Below are 24116 nucleotides of genomic sequence, written 5' to 3'. Positions count from 1 at the left end.
AACGAGGGCAGCCCTGTGGGCGCCAGCGGAATGTGGGGTCACCGCGCGGACCGCGTCTGATGGTGTCGACGTCAATGGTATACGGGCGCATCATCGACGTCTTCAATACAGAAAATATCAGTGCGGAATGTTTTGGGAGGTAGCCCAAACAGCCCCGGCGGGGTCCTGTGTAGTCACCCTTTAGGCGAAACTCTCCTAATTATTTGGATGAGTCGTTTACTTACTTGTACTGTTACCGTCTTCCCGCTGTTGTTGGGGTATGCTTTGTTCGTATGTAAACGTATGACATGTTGATGGGGGAGGGTGCTATGGCTCGCGAGGGCGCTCGTTCTAAGGATTCTGCTAAGCCTGGCATCAAGGAAGTTGCAGCGGTGGCGGGGGTTTCGCCTACTACGGTATCTCGCGTGCTTAATAATCGCGGCTATATTAGCCAAGAGACCCGCGATAAGGTCCATGCCGCGATGGAGCGCATCAACTATACGCCCAACGATATCGCCCGCGCCATGCTCAACGGTCGCCTGAATCTTATCGGTATGATCGTTCCCTTTGTGAGCAGCCCGTTCCATGCTCAGGTTGTGCAGGCGGTCGAGCGCACGTTAGCGGAAAACGGCTTTAAGATGTTGCTGTGCAACAGCGCCAATCGACCCGATCTTGAGCGTTCCTATATTGACATGCTCCGCCGCAATATGGTCGACGGCGTCATCGTCAACTCCCTCAATATCGGTGCCGAGGCATATGCCGAGATGGGCTTGAGCCTGGTTGGCATCGACTGCGATCTTGGCGAGGGCTCTGTCCAGATTGCAAGTGACAGCTATGGCATTGGCGAGCTCGCCACGCGCCGTCTGATTGATGACGGCTGCAGGCGTATCCTGTGCCTGCGCAGCAATAGCCGCATGCGCATGCCTGCCAATAAGCGTACCGATGCCTACCTCGATGTTGTTGAGCAGGCCGGTTTGTCCGCGCTTGTCCGTGAGGTTGAGTTCGTTAAGCCCGACGACGAAAAGGGCGCGGTCGTTGCGAAGATCCTCGATGAGAACCCCGATATTGACGGCATCTTTGCGGGAGACGATACGATGGCGGCCATCTGTCTCAACGTGATGAAGCAGCGCGGCTTGAGCGCTCCAGACGATATTAAGGTCGTGGGCGCGGATGGTGCCCGCCGAACTATGACGTTTATGCCTGACTTAACAACCGTACGTCAAGATATCGATCGCATCGGAGAGCTCGCGGCGCAATCCATCATCGCTCTTATTAACGGCGATAATCCCGAATCGAATATCAAGCTCCCCGTCGAACTCATTGAGGGCAAAACCGCGTAGTTCATCCCGTGCCAAAAGAATTCCTCAAACGCCTCTGATGACCGTTCACCGACATATGTCAACCGTTTGCCGACGACTGGAACTGCGAAAAGACGTATTGGTGTGAAAACGTTTGACATATGAAAACGATTGACATATCTTGCCATTGTACCGAGTTAGTATGTCGTGGAAAGGAAGTCTCGGATGCACAAGGTGTATTACCAGCCTGAGGGAATTTGGGTAGGCGACATCATGCCGTACGGCGAGGACGGCACGTTCTATCTCTATCATCAGCGTGACACGCGTAACCCCGAACCTTTCGGCGAGCCGTTTGGCTGGGCACTCGCTACGACCAAGGATTTCGTCAACTACAAGGACTTTGGCGAGAGCCTTGAGCGCGGCGGCGACGAGGAAGTCGACCAGTACATTTATGCCGGCACGGTGTTTAAGGTGGGCGACAAGTACCATGCGCTCTACACTGGTTGCAATCGCGATAAGGTCCGCGCACGTTTGATGAAGCAGGTTCTTCTTCATGCAACGAGCGACGACGCCGTCAAGTGGGAGAAGAACATCGCCGAGACGCTGCTTCCGCCCCAGGAGGGTTACGATGACCGCAACTGGCGCGATCCCTTTGTGCTTTGGGATGAGGAGAACGAAGAGTACATGCTCATCCTCGGCACGCGTGTGGGCGAGGACAAGCGTCTGATGACCGGCCGCCTGGTCAAGTTCACCTCCAAGGATCTGACCAACTGGGAGTTCCAGGGCGACTGGTGGAACCCGGGCCTGTACACCATGTTTGAGATGCCTGATCTCTTTAAGATGGGCGACTGGTGGTACCTCGTCTTTTCCGAGTACAGCGACGGCAACAAGACCCGTTACCGCATGTCCAAGTCCATCAACGGTCCTTGGATTACCCCCGCTGACGATTCCTTCGACGGCCGCGCGTACTACGCCGCTCGCACCGCATTCGATGGCGAGCGTCGCGTTCTCTTTGGTTGGGTTCCTACGCGTGACGAGGGCGGCGACCCCAGCTCTTACCTATGGGGTGGCACCTTTATGCCCCTCGAGATCGTTCAGCGTGCCGACGGAACGCTCGGCACCAAGCTCCCCGACAGCATGCTTGGCGCCTTTGGCGAGGCTAAGGCAGTCGAGACCTTTGAGCTTTCCTGCGAGTCGGGCAAGGTCGAGCAGGTGCTCGCCGCAGATGCCGGCTCCACCTACTTGCTCGATGCCGACATTGAGCTCGGCGGTAACGCTGCCGGCTTCTCGGTCAAGTTCGCCGAGGACGCCGAGACCGGTCTTGCCTATGAGTTCCGCGCCAACCTGCGCGAGGGCAAGCTCGAGTTCACGCCGGCTCCCCAGTACCCGTGGTTCCAGGTCAACAACATGGGCCTCGAGCGTCCGTTGTTCTTTAAGGGCGAGGGCACTCACCATGTGCGTCTGGTCGTCGACGACGACATCGCGACCATCTTTGTCGATGACGTTGCGCTCAACGCTCGCTTCTGCAACAAGCAGGGCCAGGGTGTGGCGCTTACCGTCACCGACGGTGCGCTCAAGTGCGCAAGCGCAACGATCGCGTCTCTGTAGCGGCAACGAACCGTTTTATGATTTAGAAAAGGAATGGAGAGGAACATGGACTACAAGACAGTGTCCCAGCAAGTCGTCGACAACGTCGGCGGACTGGAGAACATCGAGGGCGCCACGCATTGCGTGACCCGTCTGCGTCTGGTGCTCAAGGATACGAGCAAATACAACAAGGCCGAGCTCGAGAACATCGATGGCGTCAAGGGCGTGCTGTACAACAGCGGCCAGCTCATGATCATCTTCGGTACCGGTACCGTCAACAAGGTTTACGATGAGTTTATGGCTCTGACGGGCGTTAAGGAGATCAGCGCTTCCGAGGTCAAGGGCGCCGAGGCGGACAAGAAAGGCAAGTTCTTCTCGGTCCTCAAGGTATTCTCGGACATCTTTATTCCCATCATTCCCGCCTTCGTCGGCGCTGCTATCATCATCGGCCTTAAGTCGCTGATCGTTGCCAACGGCCTCTTTGGCATGGAGGGCAGCCTCGCCGATCACAGCGAGTTCCTCAAGAACCTCGCAAGCTTCTTTGCCATTATCGCCACCACGTTCGACTACCTGCCTGTCCTGGTTATGTACAGCGCAGTCAAGCGTTTTGGCGGTAACCCGATCCTGGGCATCCTCGTCGGTATCGTCATGGTTCACCCGAGCCTTATGAACCGCAACACGTTCGTTATGGACCCGACGGGTGCTGAGTACTGGAACTTTGGTCCGCTCTCCATTCCCATGGTTGCTTTCCAGGGCGGCGTGTTCCCTGCAATTCTGACCGCCTGGTTTATGGCCAAGGTCGAAAAGATTGCCCAGAAGTACATCCCCGAGGTCGTTTCGTTCGTCTTTGTCCCGACCGTTACCCTGATTCTTGCTAACGTCGCCCTGTTCACCGTGTTCGGCCCGCTCGGTAACCTGATCGGTGACGTCCTCGCCGGCGTAATCGATATCCTGTACAACAGGATGGGCGTCTTTGGTGCCTTTGTCTTCGCCGCGTTCCTGCAGCCGCTCGTCGTTACCGGTACGCATCAGTTCATCCAGGGTATCGAGGCAAACCTTGTTGCCACGACTGGCTTCAACTACATCCAGGCCATCTGGTCGGTTTCCATCATCGCCCAGGGCGGCGGCGCCATCGGTATGTACCTCATTCACAAGAAGCACTCCAAAGAGCGCAACATCTGCATGTCGTCCTTTATCCCGACGCTGGTCGGAATCTCCGAGCCCGCTATCTTTGCTGCAAACATGCGCTATTCGATCATTCCGTTCATCTGCGCATGCATCGGTGCAGGCTGCGGCGGTGCCTTCGTCAAGCTCTTTGAGGTGCGCGCTATCGGTCAGGGTCTGACCGGCGTGCTTGGCCTGCTCATCGTCACGCCCGAGACCCTCGTGTGGTATGTGGCTGGCAATCTCATCGCCTTTATCGTGCCGATCGTCTTGATCTTTGCCTACAACAAGGCAAAGGGCGTGCCGACCACCGATGAAGAGGGCGCTGGCGCTGGCTTCGACGTTAGCTTCTAGTTGAGCCGTTCAGTGTAATCTGAGGATAAGTCCATTTGAGGAAGGGCGTTCGACTCGTGTGAGTCGAGCGTCCTTCCCCATAGACGAGAAAGTCAACGGCGATGTTAAATCAAAAAAACAAGGTGACACGCGCGGACTATGAGCAGTGGCGTGCCGGACAGGATGAGACGGCGGCCCGCATCGCGTCCGACCCCGATAGGCTTCTGTTCCATGTGGAGCCTGAGCTTGGCTGGCTCAACGACCCCAACGGTTTGGTTCAGATTGGTGATACGTATCACATCTATCATCAATACGATCCGTTCGATGCTGCGCATGGCGGTCCAGTGCTTTGGAACCATCTGACGACAAAGGATTTTGTGACGTACGAGAATCACGGCCCCGTGCTGTTCCCCGATTCCGATTTGGATTCGAGCGGAGCGTATTCTGGTTCTGCCTTTGTACGCGATGGCAAGATTCACTACTTCTATACCGGCAACGTCAAGCATTTTGACCGCGATGATTACGACTACGTGTTGACGGGCCGTGAGCAAAACCAGATTCATATGGTTGCCGAGAATCCCGACGAATTGGGCGAGAAGCGCATAGCTGTTGGGCCGGTCGATTACCCCGACGATATCGGTACGCACGTGCGCGACCCCAAGATCCTTGAACACGACGGTATCTACTACATGGTTCTCGGCGCTCGTACGAAAGACGATCGCGGGTGCGTGCTTGTCTATACCTCGCGCAATCTTGAGGACTGGAGCTATGCGACGCGCATTGAGTTGGACGAGAAGTTTGGCTTTATGTGGGAGTGCCCCGATCTGTTTGAGCTCGATGGCGAGCTTATTCTCGTTTGCTGTCCGCAGGGTGTGCCTGCCGATGGTTGGCATTACCGCAATCCGCATCAGTGCGTGTGGTTCTCCATCGAGGCCGATTGGGAGGCGCCGAGCTTTAAAATCGTCGGGCAGGGCATGCCCCCGATGGTCGATGCCGGTTTTGATTTCTATGCTCCGCAGTCCTTTGAGGATACTGCAGGCCGGCGTTTGATGATCGGATGGTCGGGTTGCCCCGACGCGACGGCAGAAAACCCGACGGTGGCGCGCGGGTGGCAGTGCGCGTTGACGGTGCCGCGAGAGCTGAGCATACGCGATGGTAAGCTCTGCCAGCGGCCGGCGCACGAGATTGAGAGGATGCGCGGTGACTGCGTTCGCGCGATAGGCGGTGAAACCGTTGAGGAGCCGGGCCGCCTGTTTGATCTTGTGGTTTCCTGCGAGGGCGCCAAGATGGTCGAGCTCGAAATCCGCAAGGGTGTCTTTGTGCGCTATGCAGACGGGATGCTTACCCTCGACATGGGTGACGAAGGCTATGGGCGCGACCAGAGGTCGATTGAGCTCAGCGAGCTTCGCGACCTGCGCGTGCTTTCGGACACTACGATGGTCGAGATTTTTGCAAATGGCGGCGAGGCGGCACTTACGAGCCGTACCTATTCGCCGGCGGTTCCGGCGATGGAGCTGCACGCCGAGGGCGCGGCATCGATGAATTTCTACCGCCTCGCGCATTAACCGTGTGTGGAGCACGATTGGACTTGCTGGGCGGAATGTGTCGCAGTTGCCGCAGCGAACTACCGTTTATCGCGTATAGCGACCGTTTGCGGAGTAAGTAACACTTAGTAATAAACCGTGTAGAATCTCAGATTAGCACGGAGTTTTTCCAGGGAGACGCTGTCCTTTGTTGTGTGCAAGGGGCGGCGTCTCTTTGGCGCTCTGCCGCCGTTGTGCAACAGTGCGGCGGCGCGTGCCATGTGTTGAAAAGCCAATGTTGAGATGGGTCGTGATGATAATGGGCAAGTACGTAATCGTGGTTGAGTCTGGTTCGGATGTGACGCCGGAGCTCTGCGAACGCTACGGTATCGTGCGCGTACCTATGCATGTCACGATTGGTGACGAGACCGTCGAGGACGGCTCGATCGATCCGCTCGAGATTTATTCGCGCTGCAACGAGTTTGGCGTGATGCCCAAGACCAGCGGCTGCGCGCCGGCAGATTTTGCGCACGTGTACGATCGCATCCATGCCGAGCAGCCCGATGCGACTATTCTGCACCTTGCGTATTCCGAGGCCACGACCTGCTCACACCAGTCTTCTAAGATTGCCGCCAAGGGTCGCGACTACGTCTACTCCATGGACACGCGTTTTGTCTCGGTGGGCCAGTCGCTTGTTGCCGTCGAGACCGCCAAATACATCGAGGCTCACCCCGATGCCACCGTCGACGAAATCTTTGCATTTACGAATTCCGTCATGGACCGTGTGCTGCTGGGCTTTGTTCCTACCGACCTAGCCTTCCTTAAGGCGGGCGGTCGTCTATCCAACGTGGCATTCCTCGGTGCCCATCTGCTCAAGATTAAGCCCTGCATTGAGGTAACGGGCGGCAAGTTCGTGGCAACCAAGAAGTTCCGCGGCTCTATGCTCAAGTGCGCCCGCGCCTTTATTGACCACATGGTTGCGAAGGGCGAGATTGACTACTCGCATATTGGCCTGGCGTATTCGGTAGGCCTTTCCCAGGAGCTGCGCGACGACATGGAAGTCTATGCGCACGACCTGGGCTTTAAGGACGTTACCTGGACTCAGGTCGGCGGTGTCATCTCGAGCCATTGCGGCCCGACCGCCTTCGGTGCGGTGCTCACGCTTAAGGCGTAAGGTCTGGCGTCTATCGATTTCTATTGCCTCAGCGGCGGGCGGGTTGCGATAACCTTCCCGCCGCTCTTGCGTAGGGCCAAATAGGACAACCCAATTGACCGCTAAACCGTTTCGCCATCATGCGTATGGGCTAGAATGATTCTGGCATTTATGTAGCTAAAACCAATGAGAGGCAAGGTAGCGGGAATGGCTGAGATGACGCTCGAGGGTGTGGACGCTCGTCCCGAGGACTCTGCGTTTGCCCTGGGCCGCGTACATTCGATTGAGACGATGGGAACGGTCGATGGACCCGGCATCCGCTTTGTGGTGTTTGTTCAGGGCTGCCCCATGCGCTGTGCGTATTGCCACAACCCCGATACCTGGTCGGTTAGCGGCGGCACCATGGTGACCGTCGAGCACCTGATGGACGAGTTCCAGAGCAACCATGAGTTTTACCGCAGCGGCGGTATTACGGTGTCCGGCGGCGAGCCGCTCTTGCAGCCCGCGTTTTTAGCCGACCTGTTCCGTGCAATGCACAACAACCCCGATGGCCGCGTGCATACCTGCCTCGACAGCTGCGGCTATGCGTTTGACCCCAACCATCCCGAGAAGTTCGATACTGTTCTCAACGAGACCGACATGGTGCTGCTCGACATCAAGCATGCCGATCCCGTTGAGCATAAAAAGCTGACCGGTTGCGATCCCGCACGCATTCTGGCGTTTGGTGATGAGCTTGCCCGTCGCAAGATTAAGGTCGTTATCCGCCACGTGGTGGTGCCCGGCATTACCGATACGGTTGAGGAGTGCGAGGCGCTCGGCCGCCTCATCGCTCCATGGCACAACGTGGTGGGCCTGGAAATGCTGCCGTATCACACGATGGGTGTCGTCAAGTACGAGCAATTGGGCATTCCCTATAAGCTCGAGGGCGTTCCACAGATGGATACCGCGCGCATGCCCGAGCTGCGCAACGCCGTCATGACGGGCATGAAAAAGCGTCGCGCGGAACTCAAAAACGCTATCGGCTAGCGAGCCATTTTCGCTCCCCAAAGGCACTCATTGGGGACAGACTTAAATGAGTGCCCCTGGGCACCAAGTTGATTGCCAAAGAGCTCCGTCAAGTTGCGGTGGAATAGTTCTTGTTTTTCGGCTTATGCCGCCCAAATAGGAACTATTCCACCGCAACTGCGTTTTGGGCGGAGATGCGCAACAGAATCGCGCCATTTGGATAAATACGCTTGTGGTTTCTTTAAAGACGCCTTAAACGCCGCTGAATATCTTTGGAAAGAAATGCCTGCTCGGTATTATGCTGCTCGTATATGAACGGTAGCAGTCAGGAGACCACGTGCGAAATAACGCATCGCGGGACGAGTATATGCCGCAGCATAGCAGCAGATATGAGACGAAGGGCACATCTTCGCGTGGCCTTGCCGACGCTCGCGTCCGCGTGACGAAGATTGCCGCCATTGGGATGCTAACGTTGGCGATTATTATCCTCGGAATTACCGCCAAAACCTACGCGTCGGAGCGAATGGCACACTCAGATGCGTCAACGGTACAGACGCAAAACGAGAAGGTTTCAAAGTCCAAAGCGTCGGCAGATCTCAAGACGAGACTTTCGAAGGCGGACTTCAACGATATCCCTTCGGGTGATACCGTTCAGGCCTTCTCGTTGGTGGATAACAAGACTCCTACCTTGGAGGATGAGAGCCTTGCCTTGCTCCAGGATGCCCTGAGTCGGGCGCAGGAGCTAGGCGATGTGGGCGTGGTGTTCTACGACCTGTCAAGCGGCAAGGGCGTGACGTATAACCCCGATGTCGAGGTTTACGGCGCGAGTAGCTACAAGGCGCTCTATGCGTTGTACATCTGCGAATTTCTGGTCGAGACGGGTCAGGTTTCACTCGATGATTCCCTTGGCACCTATGGTGGCTACAACATGGGTTGGCAGACGGTGCGCGACCTGATCGAGGCCGCGATCGTTAATTCGGACAACGATTCGTTTATTGCGTTACGCGCGACGTTTGACCGTGTCGGTTACGAGGATTGGATTGCCAGTCTTGGCATCGATTACGATACCGCACTCGATCCGATGAGTGATTTTCCCACCTATTGCCCGCGCACCTCGGCCAAGTTGTGGCGCGAGATGAGCGAGTATTTGAGCCGTGATACCGAGACGTCGCAATGGCTATCGGATCTTCTGGCCTCTACGACCCGGTCCTTTATCCGCGACGGCATTGCGGACGACCAAGCCCTGGTGCGCAACAAGGCCGGCTGGATTAGCGAGGATGGTTGCTATTCGACATGCGATGCGGGCCTCATCGATGTCGATGGCGACACCTACATTATGAGTATCATGACATCGATGCCATGGAGCGATCGCTCGAGCGAGCTGGTGGCTGCGATTGCTAAGACATTCTTTGATACCCGAGCTGCGCTGGCCTAACGTGTTCGTTTGACGAGGTCAAACAAAATGCTGGTACCATACCGTGGTTGAGAATTTCGTATAGGTTTGGGGAATGGCATGGCTACCATCGCGATTATCGGTGCGCTCGAAAAAGAGATCATGCAGATTAAGGAAGAGTTGAGCAACGTTTGCATGGTACAGGAGGCGGGCTTGAACGTTGTGACCGGCGGGCTCGACGGCCTGTCGATTGTCGCCACGACGGCGGGTATGGGCACGGTAAACGCTTCCGCCGCAACACAGCACCTCATTAGCAAGTATGCTCCACAGGCAGTTGTGTTTTCTGGTATCGCAGGTGGCCTGAATCCCAAGCTCCATATCGACGATGTCGTCATTGGCAAATGCCTGCGCTATCTAGATACCGATACCGCGCTTATCGCCGAGTCTGCACCGGGGCTCGAGGAGTTTGTCTCGACGCCCGCGCTGGTCGATATTGCCGCCGATGTGCTTGCTGAGCGTGGGTTTGTTGATGCTTCGACAAATGAGACCGCTTCGAACGAGGGTGCAAAGCAGTTCCTGGTCGGCACGATTGCCACGGGTAACCGCTTTGTGACGGGCGCCGCTATGCGCAATGATGCCATCGAGGCGACGCATGCCGATTGTGTCGGCATGGAGGGCGCGGCAATTGCCCATGTCGCAACCAAAAATGGTGTCGATTGCCTGGTGCTGCGTGCTATCAGCGATAATTGTGACGAGGCGTATGATGCGATTTGCGACCGCGAGTTCGATTTGTTCGAGTATGCGCGTGCCGCAAGCGATATCACGCTCGATATCGTTCGACGCATTGCCGCTGCGCAATAGCGCGTTTTTTGCAAGATCCTACGACCAAGGAGTGTCCATGGCCGATTCCATTAACTACCAGCTTGCCAAGTTCGTCGCCAGCTACGGCAAGGTTTCGCAGATCCCCGAGTCCACCTGTCCCGAGGTGAGCTTTGTTGGCCGCTCCAACGTGGGCAAGTCGTCCATTATGAACAAGCTCTTTGGCCGCAAGAACCTGGTGAAGGTTTCGAGCACGCCGGGCAAGACAAGCAACATCAACTTCTTTGAGGCCGACGACGTTCACTTTGTCGACCTGCCGGGCTACGGTTTCGCCCGTCGTTCCAAGGCCGAGCGCGACCGTTGGGCCGAGCTCATCGGCGACTTCTTCGACTCCGAGCGCAGCTTTAACCTGGTCGTGTCGCTGGTGGATATTCGTCACGACCCGAGCAAGCTCGACCATGACATGATCGACTATCTGCAGGGCAACGAGTTCAACTTTATCGTCTGCCTCACCAAGGCCGACAAGCTCAGCCGCACCCAGCAGGCCCGCCAGGCAGCTGCCATCAAAAAGCAACTCAACGTCCCGGCCGAAAACGTAATCATCACAAGCTCCCAAACCGGCACCGGCATCGACGAACTCAAGCGCCGCATCGCCGAAGCCTGCCTCTAATAAGTGCCCCAGCCTAGCAAGAGCCCTCCCCAATAAAGAGCCAAATTATCAGCCCGGCGCCCCTTCAAAGCGTGGGTCCCTGTAGACATCGCTCGCCACGTTGCCATAGGGCCACCCAGGGGCATCCCCTTAAAAATATTCCGCAGCACGAGGCCCGCTTATCCGCAGCTCCGAAGGAGCAGGATAAGCGGGCCTCAAGTGCGAGGACGTTTTTAAGGGGATGCCCCTGGGTGGCCCGGACAGACCGATCGGCGATGTCTACAGGTACTCGATTTGAGCGCCTTCCGTGTCGCACGTCAGAATATGCGTATCACACTTAGGGAACTGCTCGCGCAGCTTGACCTGCAGGAACTTTGCCACGATGGTGTCGTCGGTCACAGCCATAAGGGTCGAGCCCGATCCGCTGATCCAGATGGTCTTGGCGCCGCCGTTAAGGCAGGTGTCGCGCACGGCGTTGTAGTCGGGAATCAGACGGCGACGATAGGGTTCCTGGATGCGGTCGTCATTGGCGGCGGCAATCAGGTCGAGGTTGCCGGACTCAAGACCGCGCGTCATGCCGGCGATGCGGCCCATCTGCCATACGGCGGTGGAGAGCGGAACCTCCTGCGGCACGACCTTGCGCGCCTCGCTCGTATGCACCTCGTAGGGAGGAATCACGGTAATAAAACGCAGGCGATCGCTCACCTCGTAGCGCAGGCACTGGGGGAGCGAATCGGTCGGCGTAAAGGAGCAGACGGCGCCGCCCAGGATAGCGGGGGCGACGTTATCGGGATGGCCCTCGACCTCGGTGGCAATGCGGACGAGCTCGGCACGGTCGACGGTGTGGCCTGTCAGCGCGGCGGCGGCCATAATGCCGGCGACGACACAGGTGGAGCTGGAGCCCAGGCCGCGGGCGACGGGAACGTCAGTCTGAATGTCGATGGCGACGGGGAAGGCCGGCTCGCCCCATGCGGCCAGTGCATCGACAAAGCTAACGTAGACCAGGTTGTTCTCGTTTTGGAATTCCTCGGGGCAGCCCGTGATGGTGAGCTTGTCGGCGCGCTCGAAGGTGAAGTGCGAGTAGAGGCTGACGGCCATGCCGAGGGTGTCGTAGCCAATGCCTAGGTTCGCGCTGGTGGCGGGGACGGTGATTTTGATCATGGGAATCTCCTGGGCGGTCTGCCTGTTTAGTTCGCTGCTCGGGCAGTCCTGGCTCGCTCGGAAAGCACATTAAGTGCTTTCCGGCTCGTGCGGAACTCGCGACGAACTAAACAGGCAGACCCGCATGTCAGCTCGTCATTATCCCGGTGAGTATCTGATAAAAGAAGGTGCGCCGGCTTTCGCCGGCGCCTAGTAAGGGTTTAGTTGGTAGCCATCTTTTTTGCAGCCTGCTCTACGTAGTTGGCCATGTCGGCTACGTCGCAGACGTCTTCGAAGCGGACGGGCTTGGACTCGAGCTCGGCGAGCTGGACCGGGGCAACCGTGTTGGTTGCCTGCTCGAGCACGCGCATGGCCTCAAAGTCGTCCTCGGGAACGTCGAGGCCCAGGGCGTCGCAGCAGGCGCGCGGGAACTTGTAGGGGCTGGCGGTCGAAAGCAGCACGCGGGCCTTGGCGCCCTCGGCGGGAGCGACCTGCTCAAAGACGTGATAGCCGCAGGCGGTGTGCGGGTCGATCACGTAGCCGTTCGCGTCCCAGCAGCTCTTGATGGCAGTGCGTACCTCGTCCTCGCTGGCCCAACCGCAGCCAAAGACGCTCTGAATCTTTGCCAGCAGGTCGGCGGGAACTTCGTAGCGACCAGTCCGCGCCAGCTGCTCCATAAGGCCGGCAACGAGCTCACAGTCGCCATCGGACAGGAAGTAGAGCATGCGCTCCAGGTTAGAGCTGATGAGGATGTCCATCGAAGGCGAGATGGTCGTGAAGAACGGGCGGTTGCGGTCGTAGACGCCGGTGCTCAGGAAGTCAGCCAGCACGTTGTTCTTGTCGCTCGCGACGATGAGCTTGGCGACGGGCAGACCCATGCGCTTGGCATAGTAACCGGCCAGGATATCGCCAAAGTTGCCGGTCGGTACGCAGAACTCCACGGCGTCGCCGGCCTCGATGGCGCCGGCGCGCAACAGCTGCGCATAGGCGGCAAAGTAGTAGACGACCTGCGGTACCAGACGGCCGACGTTGATGGAGTTGGCGCTCGAAAGCACCGTGCCTGCGGCCTCCAGACGCTCGGCAAGCTCCTTATCGGCAAAGATGCGCTTGACGGCGCTCTGGGCGTCGTCAAAGTTGCCGCGGATGCCGCAGACGGCGACGTTATCGCCCTCCTGAGTGGACATCTGCAGATTCTGTACGCGGCTGACTTTGCCCTCGGGATAAAAGACGGTGATGCCCGTGCCCGGGGCGTCGGCAAAGCCGGCGAGTGCTGCCTTGCCCGTGTCGCCCGACGTGGCGGTGACGATCATGATGCGCTCGGCGCCGCCGTCCTGGGCGGAGGTGCGGGCCATGAGGCGGGGGAGCATCTGCAGGGCGACGTCCTTGAAGGCGCTCGTGGGGCCGCCAAAGAGCTCCATCACATAGGTCTGAGGGGCGTCGGTGCCCGGTGCTGCGTCGAGCTTGACGAGAGGCGTGACCTCTTCACTCGCGAACGTGCCGCGGTATGCCTCGTCGACACACGCCGAAATATCTTCGTCCGTGTAATCGTTCAGTAACATTCCCAACACATTTTGAGCGATTTCAAAGTACGATTTATCAGCAAGCGAGCTGATATCGACCTGCTGGGTGCCAAGCTCGTCCGAGACAAACAAACCCCCGTCGGGAGCGATGCCGGTACGGATTGCCACCTTACTTGAGCATGATAAAGTGCGTCCTCGTGTACTATGATAAGTTCCCATATAACAGTGCTCCTCGGATACCTTGGTCCCAATCGGTGAAACCATGGTATCAGAGCGCGCAAAACAGGTTTGCAGAGGCTTTTAGAAAGGTAACCTCCACGCCATGATAAAAATTGCCAAGTTTGGCGGCTCGTCGGTCGCCGACGCCGAACACTTCAAGAAGATCAAGGCCATCGTCGATGCCGACCCTGCCCGCCGTTTTGTGGTGGTTTCCGCCTGCGGTCGCCGCTTTAAGGGCGACACCAAGGTGACCGACCTGCTCTACCTGGTTAACGCGCACGTTAAGTATCACGTGTCGTGCGAGGAGCTGCTCGAGGACATCGGTCAGCGCTATTTTGATATCGCTGACGAGCTGGAGCTCACCTATCCCATCCGCGAGGAGTTCGCAGCCTTTGCCGAGCGCGCCCGCTCGGGCGGCTACTCCACCGAGGAGCTTGTGAGCCGCGGCGAGTACTTCACCGCTCGCCTGATGTCCGAGTATCTGGGCCTGCCGTTCCTGGACGCCGCGACGGTTGTGGCGTTCCATCACGATGGTACGCTCAGCATGAACCGCACCTCCGAGCTGGTGCAGGAGTACGGCCAGCAGGGTGGCTTTGTTATGCCCGGTTTCTACGGCGCGACGCGTGAGGGCCAGATCAAGCTGCTCGATCGAGGCGGTGGCGATATTTCGGGCTCGATTCTGGCCAAGTGCCTTGGCGCCGATCTGTACGAGAACTGGACCGACGTTTCGGGCTTCTATTCTGCCGATCCGCGTATTGTTCCCGAGGCTCAGCCCATTGCGCGCGTTACCTACGAGGAGCTGCGCGAGCTTTCGTACATGGGCGCAAGCGTCCTGCACGAGGAGGCCGTGTTCCCCGTGCGCGAGGCAGGCATTCCGCTGGTCATCAAGAACACCAATGCGCCGCAGGACCCCGGCACCATCATTAGCGAGACGGCTGACGAGGGCGAGGCGGAGCCCATCATTACCGGCGTGACCGGCAAACGCGGCTTTGTCGCCATCAATGTGGCCCGCGACCGCACCAAGCCCCGTGTCGGCTTTATGCGCCGCGCGCTTTCGGTCTTCGAGCGCTATGACGTTTCCGTTGAGCACATGCCCACCGGTGTCGACCGCTTTGGCGCCGTGGTGCAGGAGCAGGACGTTCACGATTCGCTGTACTCGCTTGTGAGCGACATTCAGCAGGAGGTCGAGCCGCTCGAGATCGAGGTTGTCGAGGGCCTGGCGCTCATCGCTACCGTCGGCCGTAACCTGCGCGGCCGCGCAGGTATCTCGGGCCATCTGTTTGGTATGCTTGGCCAGGCGGGCGTGAGCGTGCGTATGATTTCGCAGAGCTGCGACGAGATCAACATCATTATCGGTGTCGAGGAGAAGGACTTCGACCTGGCGATTCGGACCATTTACCGTGCCTTCTCCGACGAGAACGGCATTGTGAAGGTCTCCGACCTGGAGGCTTCCGCGCCGGTCGATCCCGCCCTGGCTGCGCTCCACAAGTAGCTACTATCTCGCTAGATTTTTGGGACTCGCCTCAAAAATCTACGGCGGGGCGTTTCGTTTCGGTTTCGTTTCGACGGGGCGGGTTTCGTGTCCGCCCCGTTCTTGTATACACTGACAACAATAATCAGCCTGCTCGGCGTGCGGGCAAAAGCCAAAACCTTTAAAGGGGGAAGCATGAAACAGTACACGGTTGCTATTTTGGGCGCGACGGGAGCCGTGGGCACCCAGATGCTCGAGTGCCTAAACGAGCAGGAGTTCCCGGTCGGCAAGCTCAAGCTGTTGGCAAGTGCACGCTCCGCGGGTAAGACCGTTGAGTTCCGCGGTGAGCAGATCGTGATCGAAGAGGCTTGCCCCGAGGCCTTTGAGGGCTGTGATATTGTGCTCGGAGCCGCCGGTGACGATATCGCGAAGGAGCTACTGCCTGAGGCCGTCAAGCGCGGCGCCGTCGTGGTCGACAACAGCCATGCCTTCCGCATGGATCCCGAGGTACCGCTGGTCGTGCCCGAGATCAATGCCGACGATATCAAGTGGCATCACGGCCTTATCGCCAATCCCAACTGCGCGACCATCATCGGCCTGGTTCCCACGTGGCCGCTGCATCAGCTCGCCGGCGTGAAGCGCATGATTGTTTCGACGTATCAGGCGGCTTCGGGCGCCGGCGCTCCCGGTATGGCCGAGCTCGAGGCTCAGCTGGTCGCCCTGGGCCGTGGCGAGGAGATTCCCGAGCCGCGCGCATTTGCCGCCCAGCTCGCGAGCAACCTGATTCCGCAGATTGGCGGCGTCAAGGAGGAGGGCTTTACCTCCGAGGAGATGAAGCTGCAGAACGAGGGCCGCAAGATCATGCACCTGCCCGAGCTGCGCGTGAACTGCACCTGCGTGCGCGTGCCTGTGCTGCGCTCGCACTCCGAGAGCATTACGCTTGAGTTTGAGCGCGACATTACGGTTGACGAGGCCCGTGCTGCGCTGGCTGCCGCTCCCGGCGTCAAGCTGGTTGACGATATGGCTGCCGAGGATGCGCACGAGCGCTTCCCCATGCCGATGGACACCTCCGACCAGGACCTGATTTGGGTCGGTCGTGTGCGCCGCGATATCTCGAACCCCGAGGCCGCGCGTGGCATCACCTTCTGGTGCTGCGGCGACCAAATCCGTAAGGGCGCGGCAACCAACGCCGTCCAGATCGCTAAGCTGCTCTGCGAGTAGCGGTTGACCTGTCCGGCGGGGGCCGGGCTTAGTTTTCAGAACGTCCTCGACCATGTGTGGCGCCTTGTCCTGCTCCTTCGGAGCTGCGGACAAGGCGCCACACTGGTCTGCGGAGTGTTCTGAAAACTAAGCCCGGCCCCGCCTGCGGCGACGCTGCTGTAAGCGGCTTGCGATGGGGCCGTTGTTGGTTGGGGCCGCTGGGCTGATGTGAGGGCACGTGGCCGTTGCGGGCCCTGGCCCCGGCGGCGGCCTCGGCGCTTCGCGCCTGCCGCCTTGGGGGACTGCGGAGCGCGGCCGGCAGCTGCGGCGCGTTGCGCCTGCTGCCTGGGGTGACTTTGGGGTTGGGGTGAATCGGGGTCTAATACTTTCCCGAGAAGTGAACGACCTTATTTGGACCCCCGAAGCATTGGCATATTTTGACCGCTATTTCCTGAGGTTTTGCAGCGCGAATCCTGCGGTTTTCTGGTCTAAAGATGTGGATGCTCCGGGGCTTCGTTTTTACTCGTTCACTTCTCGGGAAAGTATTAGAGCTCAGCTGATAGAGGTACCGCTCTGGCGTCGAAGCCCTGCGTCTTCTTCGCTTGATTGGGGAAAGCGGCCTCGCTTAAACAATTACGAGCCTGCCCAGGTGTATCTGACAGGTTGTCTGCACAGTTCGCGGTATTATGTTTGCGGAGTTTTGAAAGGAGCCGCTGGTGGTCACGACGACATTTGCTTCGCCTTTGGGCGAAATCCTGCTTGCCGCTGATGGCCGCGGTTTGACGGGGCTTTGGTTTGAAGGGCAGGAGCACTTTGGCTCTACGCTGCTCAAAGAGGATGCGGAGTATGTCGTAGGTGCCGATGCGGTTTCTGGTACCGGTGGGATGTCTTCGGTGAGTCCGGCAAATGGCGCGGCTTCTTCGGTGCTTGAGCGTTCTTGGGCTTGGCTGAATGCGTATTTTGCGGGGCAGGAGCCTCGGTTTACGCCGCCGTTGCATATGATTGGTACGGCGTTTCAGCGCGAGGTTTGGTTTGAGCTGCTTTCTATCCCGCGTGGCGAGGTCGCTACGTATGGCGAGATCGCCCAGCGTGTTGCCGCTCGACATCGTGTGCCGAGAAATGAGGACCCTGTTGTATCTCCCCGTGCGGTGGGGGCTGCGGTCGCTCGCAATCCCATTTCGATTATCGTGCCGTGCCATCGCGTGGTTGCCGCCGACGGCTCGCTTAACGGATATGCCGGCGGGCTCGATCGCAAGGAGTGGCTGCTTCGGCTTGAGGGCGCGTACGAGGCGTAACGCTCGAACACTTTGCATAACTAGGACGTCGCGAAAGGACGAGTCGCTGTCTTTTCGCGACCGGCATGCGTCCAAGCGCTCGGCATCTGAGCCTTAAGTTTGGTTAAGCTATATCCTGCGTATTTGAAAACGCGCAGGTTGAGCAGCTAAGGCTGCGCTAAGACGGCTGGCGGTGCACTATCATCGGCGGTATCGAAACCTGTATAGCCGTGCGCCAAAGGAACAACTATGAAGCTGATGCTTGCCGAGGACGAACCCGGCCTCTCCCGTGCCCTTACCGCGATTCTTCAACATAGCGACTACGAGGTCGATGCCGCCCTCGACGGTCTGACGGCGCTCGAATATCTGCTCGCCAACGACTATGACGCCGCAATCCTGGACATCATGATGCCCGGCATGGATGGCATTGAGGTGCTCAAGCGCACACGCGCCGCCGGTAAGCGACTGCCCATCATCATGCTCACGGCCAAAAGCGAGGTGTCCGATAAGGTTGAGGGCCTGGACGCCGGCGCCAATGACTATCTGACCAAGCCGTTTGCCGCCAAGGAGCTGCTCGCGCGCATTCGCGCCATGACGCGCGCCGCGACTGCGATCGATGCCACGACGCTCAGTGTGGGCAACGTGCGCCTCGATACGGCGGCTTGCACGCTTGTGGGTCCCTTGGGCGAGGAACACCTAGCCAATCGCGAGTTTCAGCTTATGGAACTCTTTATGCGCAACGCTGGCACGCGCATGCCCACCGAGCGTCTGATGCTCGAGGTTTGGGGTGAGGACGCGCCCGAAGGCGCCAACGTGGTGTGGGTCTACATCTCGTACCTGCGCAAAAAGCTGGCGGCGCTGGGTGCCAATGTGGCCATCCGCGCGTCGCGCAACCAGGGATATTCGCTTGAGGTTGTCGAGGAAGGCGAGCAGGCGTGAGCGTGCGCACGTGGTGTAAACGCATGACGGAGCGGTTTCACGCCGCCTCGAGTAGTACGGGGCGGGCAAATTCTGCTGACGCATTGGGCCGCCGCCTGCGTCGCAAGTTCATCCTGGTTGCCATGGGCGCCGTGACCGTGGTGCTCACGCTCATCATCGCCGGCATCAACATCGTCAATTATTCGCATGTCTGCAAGATGGCCGACGCTCGCCTGGACTATATCCTGGCGGGCAAGGACGGTATCGATTGGGGGAACGAGCCTAAAGCCGATCCCGGCCAGGATGCGGTTGCCGGCAAGGTTGCTACTGGTAACCGGGCGGCTGTTCGCGACGGGCGTTTTGAAGGCATGACGGCGGAAGCTCCCTTTGACACGCGCTACTTTACGGTGACGATTGCCGCCGGACAGGTTGCCGATGTCAACACGGCCCGCATTGCCGCGGTGGGTGCCAAGCGCGCCGCCAGTATTGCCGCAAAGTTGCATTCCAAGGGTTGGGTCTCGGGTTTTTCTGGCAATTATCGCTATACGACTGACGTTCAAGACGGTGAGACCACCTATGTGTTCGTGGACTGCTCGCGTGAGCTTGCAAGCTTTCATTCGTTTTTGAGCGCGAGCGTGGCAATCAGTTGCATTGGCTGGTTGGCAGTGCTGGCAATTGTGGCGGGCGCCTCGGGTGCGGTGATTCGGCCGATGGTCGAGAGCTACAGCAAGCAAAAGCGCTTTATTACCGATGCAAGCCACGAGATCAAGACGCCGCTAGCTGTGATCGACGCCGCCAACGAGGTGCAGGAAATCGAGAGCGGCGAGAGCGAATGGACGCAGAGCATTCACGAGCAGGTCGCGCGGCTGACGGCGCTGACGGAGCGTCTGGTGTTCCTGGCGCGTATGGACGAGGGTTCGGCCGGCTTTACCATGACATCGATCGATCTTTCGGAGGCCGTGGACAAGGCGGCGGCGCCGTTTGAGTCGGTGGCGGTTTCGCGCGGCAAGCGTCTGTCGACGTCGATTGCGAGTGGCGTGCGGGCCCATGCCGATGCTGCGGCGGTAGCGCAGGTGGTTGAGTTGCTGCTGGACAACGCCACACGCTACGCAAGCGAGGGCAGCGTGATTGAGCTAAGCCTGCGCGCAGACTCGCGCGGTGCGGGCAAAGGCTCGGCCGATCTTGTCGTATCGAATGCTGTTGATGAGCTGCCCGAGGGTGACCTGGACCGGCTGTTTGACCGCTTCTACCGCGCAGATGTCTCGCGTAACTCCAAGACGGGCGGCTCGGGCGTGGGCCTATCTGTGGTGCGAGCCATCGCCGAGGCCCATGGCGGGAGTGCTTCTGTCTGCGGCCACAGCAACCAGATTACCTTCATCGTCCGCTTCTAAAACCTGCCAAAATAAACCTGTCCCTTTTTGGTCGGTGGGAAATGGGTAATACTAAAGAGTTATCCGACCAGATTGGAATTAATCGATGGCTTATATCGAATTCAAAGACGTCATCAAAGCATACGGCGAGGGCGATGCCCGCATTCACGCGCTCGACGGCGCGAGCTTTACCGTTGAGCGCGGTGAGCTCGCCATTATCCTAGGCGCCTCGGGTGCCGGCAAGACCACGGCGCTCAACATCCTGGGCGGCATGGATACGGTAACCTCCGGCACCGTGACGGTGGACGGGCGTGACGTGAGCGCTGCCAACGAGGCACAGCTTGTGGAATACCGCCGCGCCGACGTGGGCTTTGTCTTCCAGTTCTACAATCTGGTCCCCAACCTGACGGCGCTCGAAAACGTCGAGCTCGCAGCTCAGATCTGCCCCGATTCGCTCGATGCCGAACAGACGCTTCGCCAGGTTGGCCTGGGCGAGCGCCTCGCCAACTTTCCGGCGCAGCTTTCGGGCGGCGAGCAGCAGCGCGTGTCCATCGCCCGCGCACTGGCCAAGAATCCCAAGCTGCTTTTGTGCGACGAGCCCACGGGTGCACTCGACTACAAAACTGGCAAGCAGATCTTGCAGCTACTGCAGGATACCTGTCGCAAGCAGGGCATCACGGTCATTATCATCACCCATAACTCCGCGCTGGCGCCCATGGCCGATCGCTTGATTCGCTTTAAGAACGGTCGCGTGGAGAGCGAGACGGTTCAGCAAAATCCCGTGTCTATCGAGACGATCGAGTGGTAGCGCCCATGGACCAAGATCGCCAAAACAGCCAAAACCACGATACGGAGCACGCGGGTCGCGACCGGGAGTTCGCGACCTACCGCACCGCTCAAAGCTCAAACGATATGGTGCCGACGGTATTTCGCCGTGGCATCTACCGCACGATTCGGGGCAGTCTTAAGCGCTTCCTATCTATCGTGGTCATCACCGCGCTCGGCGTGAGCGTGATGTGCGGCCTTAAGGCGGGTTGCGAGGACCTGTGCGATTCGGTCGACGCCTATTTTGACCAGCAGAATGTCTATGACATTAACGTGCAGTCGACCTATGGTCTTACGCGTGACGATCTTGCGGCTATCCAAGAGGTCGACGGCGTCGAGACGGCCGAGGGCATCTACACCGAGACCGCCTACACCGCCGTGGGCACAACGCGCGAGCGCGTGGTCGTGCAGAGCCTTTCCAAAGAGAACATCGATCAGCCGGTGCTCGTGAACGGCGATTTGCCCGAGAGCGCCGATGAGGTCGCGGTGACTTCGAAGTTCCTGAAGGCTTCGGGCAAAAAGCTCGGCGATACGGTGAGCTTTGCCGCCAATGACGCGAGCTCGTCGAACCAAAGCGCCAAGGATCAGTTTGCCGCAGGCGATTACACCATTACGGCCGAGGTCCTCGATCCCACTGATGTGAGCTCCGACTCGACAGTCAACGCCTTTCGCGCTGCTTCGGCGGCGGACTATAAGTTCTATGTGAGCGAGGATGCCGCGACATCTTCTTCCTACTCCGCGGTCCACGTGATCGTCGAGGGAGCCAAGAGCCTCAACTCCTATTCGGATGCCTACACGACAAAGATCAACGAGGTCAAAGGCAATATCGAGAAGATCCGCGAGGAGCGCGAGAAGGCGCGCGCTCAGGAGCTGACGGTCGACACGCCGGCAAGCTTGGATGCGGCCGAGCGTCAGACCGCCATGCTCTTTGGGATCGAGCAGGATAACATCAACCGTATGGCCGAGGGCAGCGAGGAGCGCGTCCAGGCTCAGACCGAGTTGGACCAGCGCCGCGCCGCCGCCGACCAGCATTTTGCCGATGCCCGCGCCGAGCTTTCCGATCTGGGCGAATGCACCTGGTACATTCAGGACCGCGGTAACATCGCAAGCTACTCGAGCGTCGAGAGCGACAGTTCTTCGATCGAGGCCATCGCCACGGTTTTCCCATTTATCTTCTTTGTCGTTGCTGTGCTCATCAGTCTTACCACCGCCACGCGCATGGTCGAGGAGGAGCGCACGCTCATCGGCCTGTACAAGGCACTCGGCTATTCGAGCGGGCGTATTCTGTCCAAATACGTGGACTATGCGCTGTGGGCATGTCTGATCGGCGGCGTGCTCGGCAACATCATCGGCTTTGTGGGCCTGCCACTGTTCTTGTTTACGGTGTTCGACGACATGTACTCGCTGCCCCAGATGCTGCTTTCGTACGATATCGTGTCTTCACTCGTGTCGGTGGCGCTGTTTGCCGTGGGCGTGGTGGGCGCTACGATTATCGCCTGCCGCCACGAGATGGCCGAGACCCCAGCCTCGCTCATGCGTCCCAAGGCCCCGCGCGCCGGCTCTCGCATCTTGCTTGAGCGCATCGGCTTTATCTGGCGCCGCATGGGCTTTTTGAACAAGGTGGCAGCACGTAACCTGTTCCGCTACAAAAAGCGCGCTTTTATGACCATCTTCGGTATCGCCGGCTGCACGGCGCTCGTGATCTGCGGTATGGGCATTCGCGACACGTCGGTGGCGCTTTCGCCCAAACAGTACGGGCATATCACGCGCTACGACCTGCTGGCGGTCGCCAATCCCGACGATTTTTCGCAGACGTGCGCGGCATTGGATGAGCGCAGCGCGGCCAATGATTTCAACGTGACCGTGACCTCGACCCTGCCGATTATGACCGACAACGTCACCTTTACGTTTGGCGGCAAGAGCGAGACCGTGCAGCTGATCGTGGTGCCCGATAACCGCACGAGTGACTTGGGCGATTACGTGCGTCTGGAGGATGAGTCAAAAGAACCGCTGTCTTTGCGTGACGGAGACGTGTATCTGAGCAAAAGTTCACAGCTGGTGCTGGGGATTCAGCCGGGCGATACGGCTCACGTCCAGGATTCGTCGCTCAATGTTGCCAAGGTCAAAGTCAGCGACATTTCGCTTAACTATCTGGGCAACACGCTTTACATGACGCAGGGCACCTATGAGCGCGCGTTCGGTCGAAGCGCACGTCTTAACGGCGTCTTTGTGCTGCTTAAGGGTTCGTCGGCCGACCAGATTGCGTTTAGCAAGAATCTTAAGAGTGACGGTTGGCTTACGATTTCGAGTACGGCCGAGCATTGGGAAAACTATGAGGCGAACTTTACGATCATCAATTCGGTTGTGGTGCTCGTGACCTTCATGGCAGCGTGCCTGTCGTTTGTGGTGGTGTTTACGCTGTCCAACACGAATATCTCCGAGCGCGAGCGCGAGCTGGCGACCATCAAGGTACTGGGCTTCCGCCGCGGTGAGGTGCACCATTACGTCAACAAGGAGACGTTGATCCTCACGGCGATTGGCGCTGCGCTGGGCGTGCCGCTGGGCGGCTTGCTGGCCGAGAGTTTTACGTACATTTTGCAGATGCCGTCGCTGTACTTTGATGTCGAGGTCGAGCCGCTAAGCTACGTGCTCGCCGTGGTGCTTTCCTTTGGCTTTACGTTTATCGTCAACCTCGCCACCAATCGTACCCTCAACAAGATCGACATGGTCGGCGCCCTCAAGAGTGCCGAGTAGCCTGTTCTGGGATTCAAGTTCTAGCGAGCCGTTGACGCGTCCACAACCGCCTTTTTGTATAAACCGCCCCGCCAAATGCATACTTTGACGGGGCGGTTGCTTTTTGCCCACTGGTGCCCCAGGGGGCGGCGTGCAAATTCCGGAGTATTCAGCATCCCGGAGTCCGCGGGCGCGGGGGCGGGAGTGCAAAACTGCGCTGAAAGCCCCGATTCTGAGCCCCAACGCCTCTAGAGCCGCTCGTTTTTTACAGGATGCGGCCCATGGTGCCTGCCTTTCGCCCAAAATCCAGTATGCAGGCACCCTCGGCTGCTGAATACTCCCAAAAATGCACGCCGCATCCTACCCTAGGCACCCGTAGCTACTCTGCGGGTGCGTGGCCTGATAGTAAGTTGCGGTGGAATAGTTCCTGTTTGGCATAGCAGAGCCATGAAACAGGAACTATTCCACCGCAACATATTGAGAGGGCTCTTGGCTGTTATGCGTACTGACATTTGTCATGAAAGGGCAGGCCATTAGGGGGTT

18 protein-coding genes are annotated in these 24116 nt (G+C 58.7%); 16 read left to right on the top strand and 2 right to left on the bottom strand.

Annotated elements, in window-relative coordinates:
• Positions 1-308 precede the first annotated feature (308 nt).
• The 9 genes from AAAX73_RS08250 to yihA all read left to right on the top strand — a co-directional run bounded on the left by AAAX73_RS08250 (position 309) and on the right by yihA (position 10924).
• On the top strand, positions 309-1319 hold the full coding sequence (locus AAAX73_RS08250; RefSeq protein WP_022094949.1) for a LacI family DNA-binding transcriptional regulator: 1011 nt from the start codon (positions 309-311) through the stop codon (positions 1317-1319).
• 183 nt (positions 1320-1502) lie between these two features.
• Positions 1503-2885, top strand: a complete 1383-nt coding sequence (locus tag AAAX73_RS08245; RefSeq protein WP_349125605.1) for a family 43 glycosylhydrolase — start codon at positions 1503-1505, stop codon at positions 2883-2885.
• 45 nt (positions 2886-2930) lie between these two features.
• Positions 2931-4382 carry a PTS transporter subunit EIIC gene (locus tag AAAX73_RS08240; RefSeq protein ID WP_349125604.1) on the top strand — a complete coding sequence of 484 codons (1452 nt, stop codon included), beginning with the start codon at positions 2931-2933 and terminating at the stop codon, positions 4380-4382.
• Between the two features lie 101 nt (positions 4383-4483).
• Entirely contained in the window at positions 4484-5926 is a 1443-nt protein-coding gene (locus AAAX73_RS08235; protein ID WP_349125603.1) for a glycoside hydrolase family 32 protein, read from the top strand.
• A gap of 277 nt (positions 5927-6203) precedes the next feature.
• Positions 6204-7058, top strand: coding sequence for a DegV family protein (locus AAAX73_RS08230; RefSeq protein ID WP_117821044.1), 855 nt, complete (start codon positions 6204-6206; stop codon positions 7056-7058).
• A 186-nt stretch (positions 7059-7244) separates the two neighbouring features.
• On the top strand, positions 7245-8063 hold the full coding sequence (gene pflA, locus AAAX73_RS08225) for a pyruvate formate-lyase-activating protein (RefSeq protein WP_117821045.1): 819 nt from the start codon (positions 7245-7247) through the stop codon (positions 8061-8063).
• A gap of 502 nt (positions 8064-8565) precedes the next feature.
• Positions 8566-9477: a serine hydrolase gene (locus AAAX73_RS08220; RefSeq protein WP_349125602.1), complete on the top strand. Its 912-nt coding sequence runs from the start codon at positions 8566-8568 to the stop codon at positions 9475-9477.
• Between the two features lie 78 nt (positions 9478-9555).
• Positions 9556-10296, top strand: a complete 741-nt coding sequence (mtnN, locus tag AAAX73_RS08215) for a 5'-methylthioadenosine/S-adenosylhomocysteine nucleosidase (RefSeq protein ID WP_117821047.1) — start codon at positions 9556-9558, stop codon at positions 10294-10296.
• Between the two features lie 37 nt (positions 10297-10333).
• Positions 10334-10924, top strand: coding sequence for a ribosome biogenesis GTP-binding protein YihA/YsxC (gene yihA / locus AAAX73_RS08210; RefSeq protein ID WP_055252447.1), 591 nt, complete (start codon positions 10334-10336; stop codon positions 10922-10924).
• Between the two features lie 258 nt (positions 10925-11182).
• On the opposite strand, the gene thrB is transcribed toward yihA, so the two are convergent.
• Together thrB and thrC are read right to left on the bottom strand one after the other, a co-directional pair.
• A complete protein-coding gene (thrB, locus tag AAAX73_RS08205; protein ID WP_118081148.1) occupies positions 11183-12064 on the bottom strand; it encodes a homoserine kinase in 882 nt (293 codons plus the stop codon).
• Positions 12065-12264: 200 nt separating this feature from the next.
• Positions 12265-13782 (bottom strand): threonine synthase, encoded by a 1518-nt coding sequence (gene thrC, locus AAAX73_RS08200; protein ID WP_349125601.1) that lies wholly within the window; start codon positions 13780-13782, stop codon positions 12265-12267.
• Between the two features lie 103 nt (positions 13783-13885).
• Here thrC and AAAX73_RS08195 point away from each other — a divergent pair, with 103 nt between their 5' ends.
• The 7 genes from AAAX73_RS08195 (at position 13886) to AAAX73_RS08165 (ending at position 23594) form a co-directional block, all read left to right on the top strand.
• The gene (locus tag AAAX73_RS08195; RefSeq protein ID WP_118081144.1) at positions 13886-15274 is read left to right on the top strand and encodes an aspartate kinase; all 1389 of its coding nucleotides are present in this window, start codon (positions 13886-13888) and stop codon (positions 15272-15274) included.
• Between the two features lie 174 nt (positions 15275-15448).
• Positions 15449-16474 (top strand): aspartate-semialdehyde dehydrogenase, encoded by a 1026-nt coding sequence (locus AAAX73_RS08190; protein ID WP_118081142.1) that lies wholly within the window; start codon positions 15449-15451, stop codon positions 16472-16474.
• 695 nt (positions 16475-17169) lie between these two features.
• Positions 17170-17748, top strand: a complete 579-nt coding sequence (locus AAAX73_RS08185; protein ID WP_233543022.1) for a methylated-DNA--[protein]-cysteine S-methyltransferase — start codon at positions 17170-17172, stop codon at positions 17746-17748.
• 228 nt (positions 17749-17976) lie between these two features.
• A complete protein-coding gene (locus tag AAAX73_RS08180) occupies positions 17977-18666 on the top strand; it encodes a response regulator transcription factor (RefSeq protein ID WP_118081138.1) in 690 nt (229 codons plus the stop codon).
• 23 nt (positions 18667-18689) lie between these two features.
• A complete protein-coding gene (locus tag AAAX73_RS08175; RefSeq protein WP_349125600.1) occupies positions 18690-20036 on the top strand; it encodes an ATP-binding protein in 1347 nt (448 codons plus the stop codon).
• An 85-nt stretch (positions 20037-20121) separates the two neighbouring features.
• Positions 20122-20823 carry an ABC transporter ATP-binding protein gene (locus tag AAAX73_RS08170; RefSeq protein WP_118081134.1) on the top strand — a complete coding sequence of 234 codons (702 nt, stop codon included), beginning with the start codon at positions 20122-20124 and terminating at the stop codon, positions 20821-20823.
• A gap of 5 nt (positions 20824-20828) precedes the next feature.
• The gene (locus tag AAAX73_RS08165; protein ID WP_233543020.1) at positions 20829-23594 is read left to right on the top strand and encodes an FtsX-like permease family protein; all 2766 of its coding nucleotides are present in this window, start codon (positions 20829-20831) and stop codon (positions 23592-23594) included.
• The last annotated feature ends 522 nt before the right edge of the window (positions 23595-24116 follow it).

Origin of the sequence: Collinsella sp. CLA-ER-H9 (assembly GCF_040092295.1) — a bacterium.
GTDB lineage: Bacteria > Actinomycetota > Coriobacteriia > Coriobacteriales > Coriobacteriaceae > Collinsella.
The sequence above is the reverse complement of the archived record's forward strand: the minus strand, read 5'-3'. Positions and strand labels throughout refer to the sequence as shown.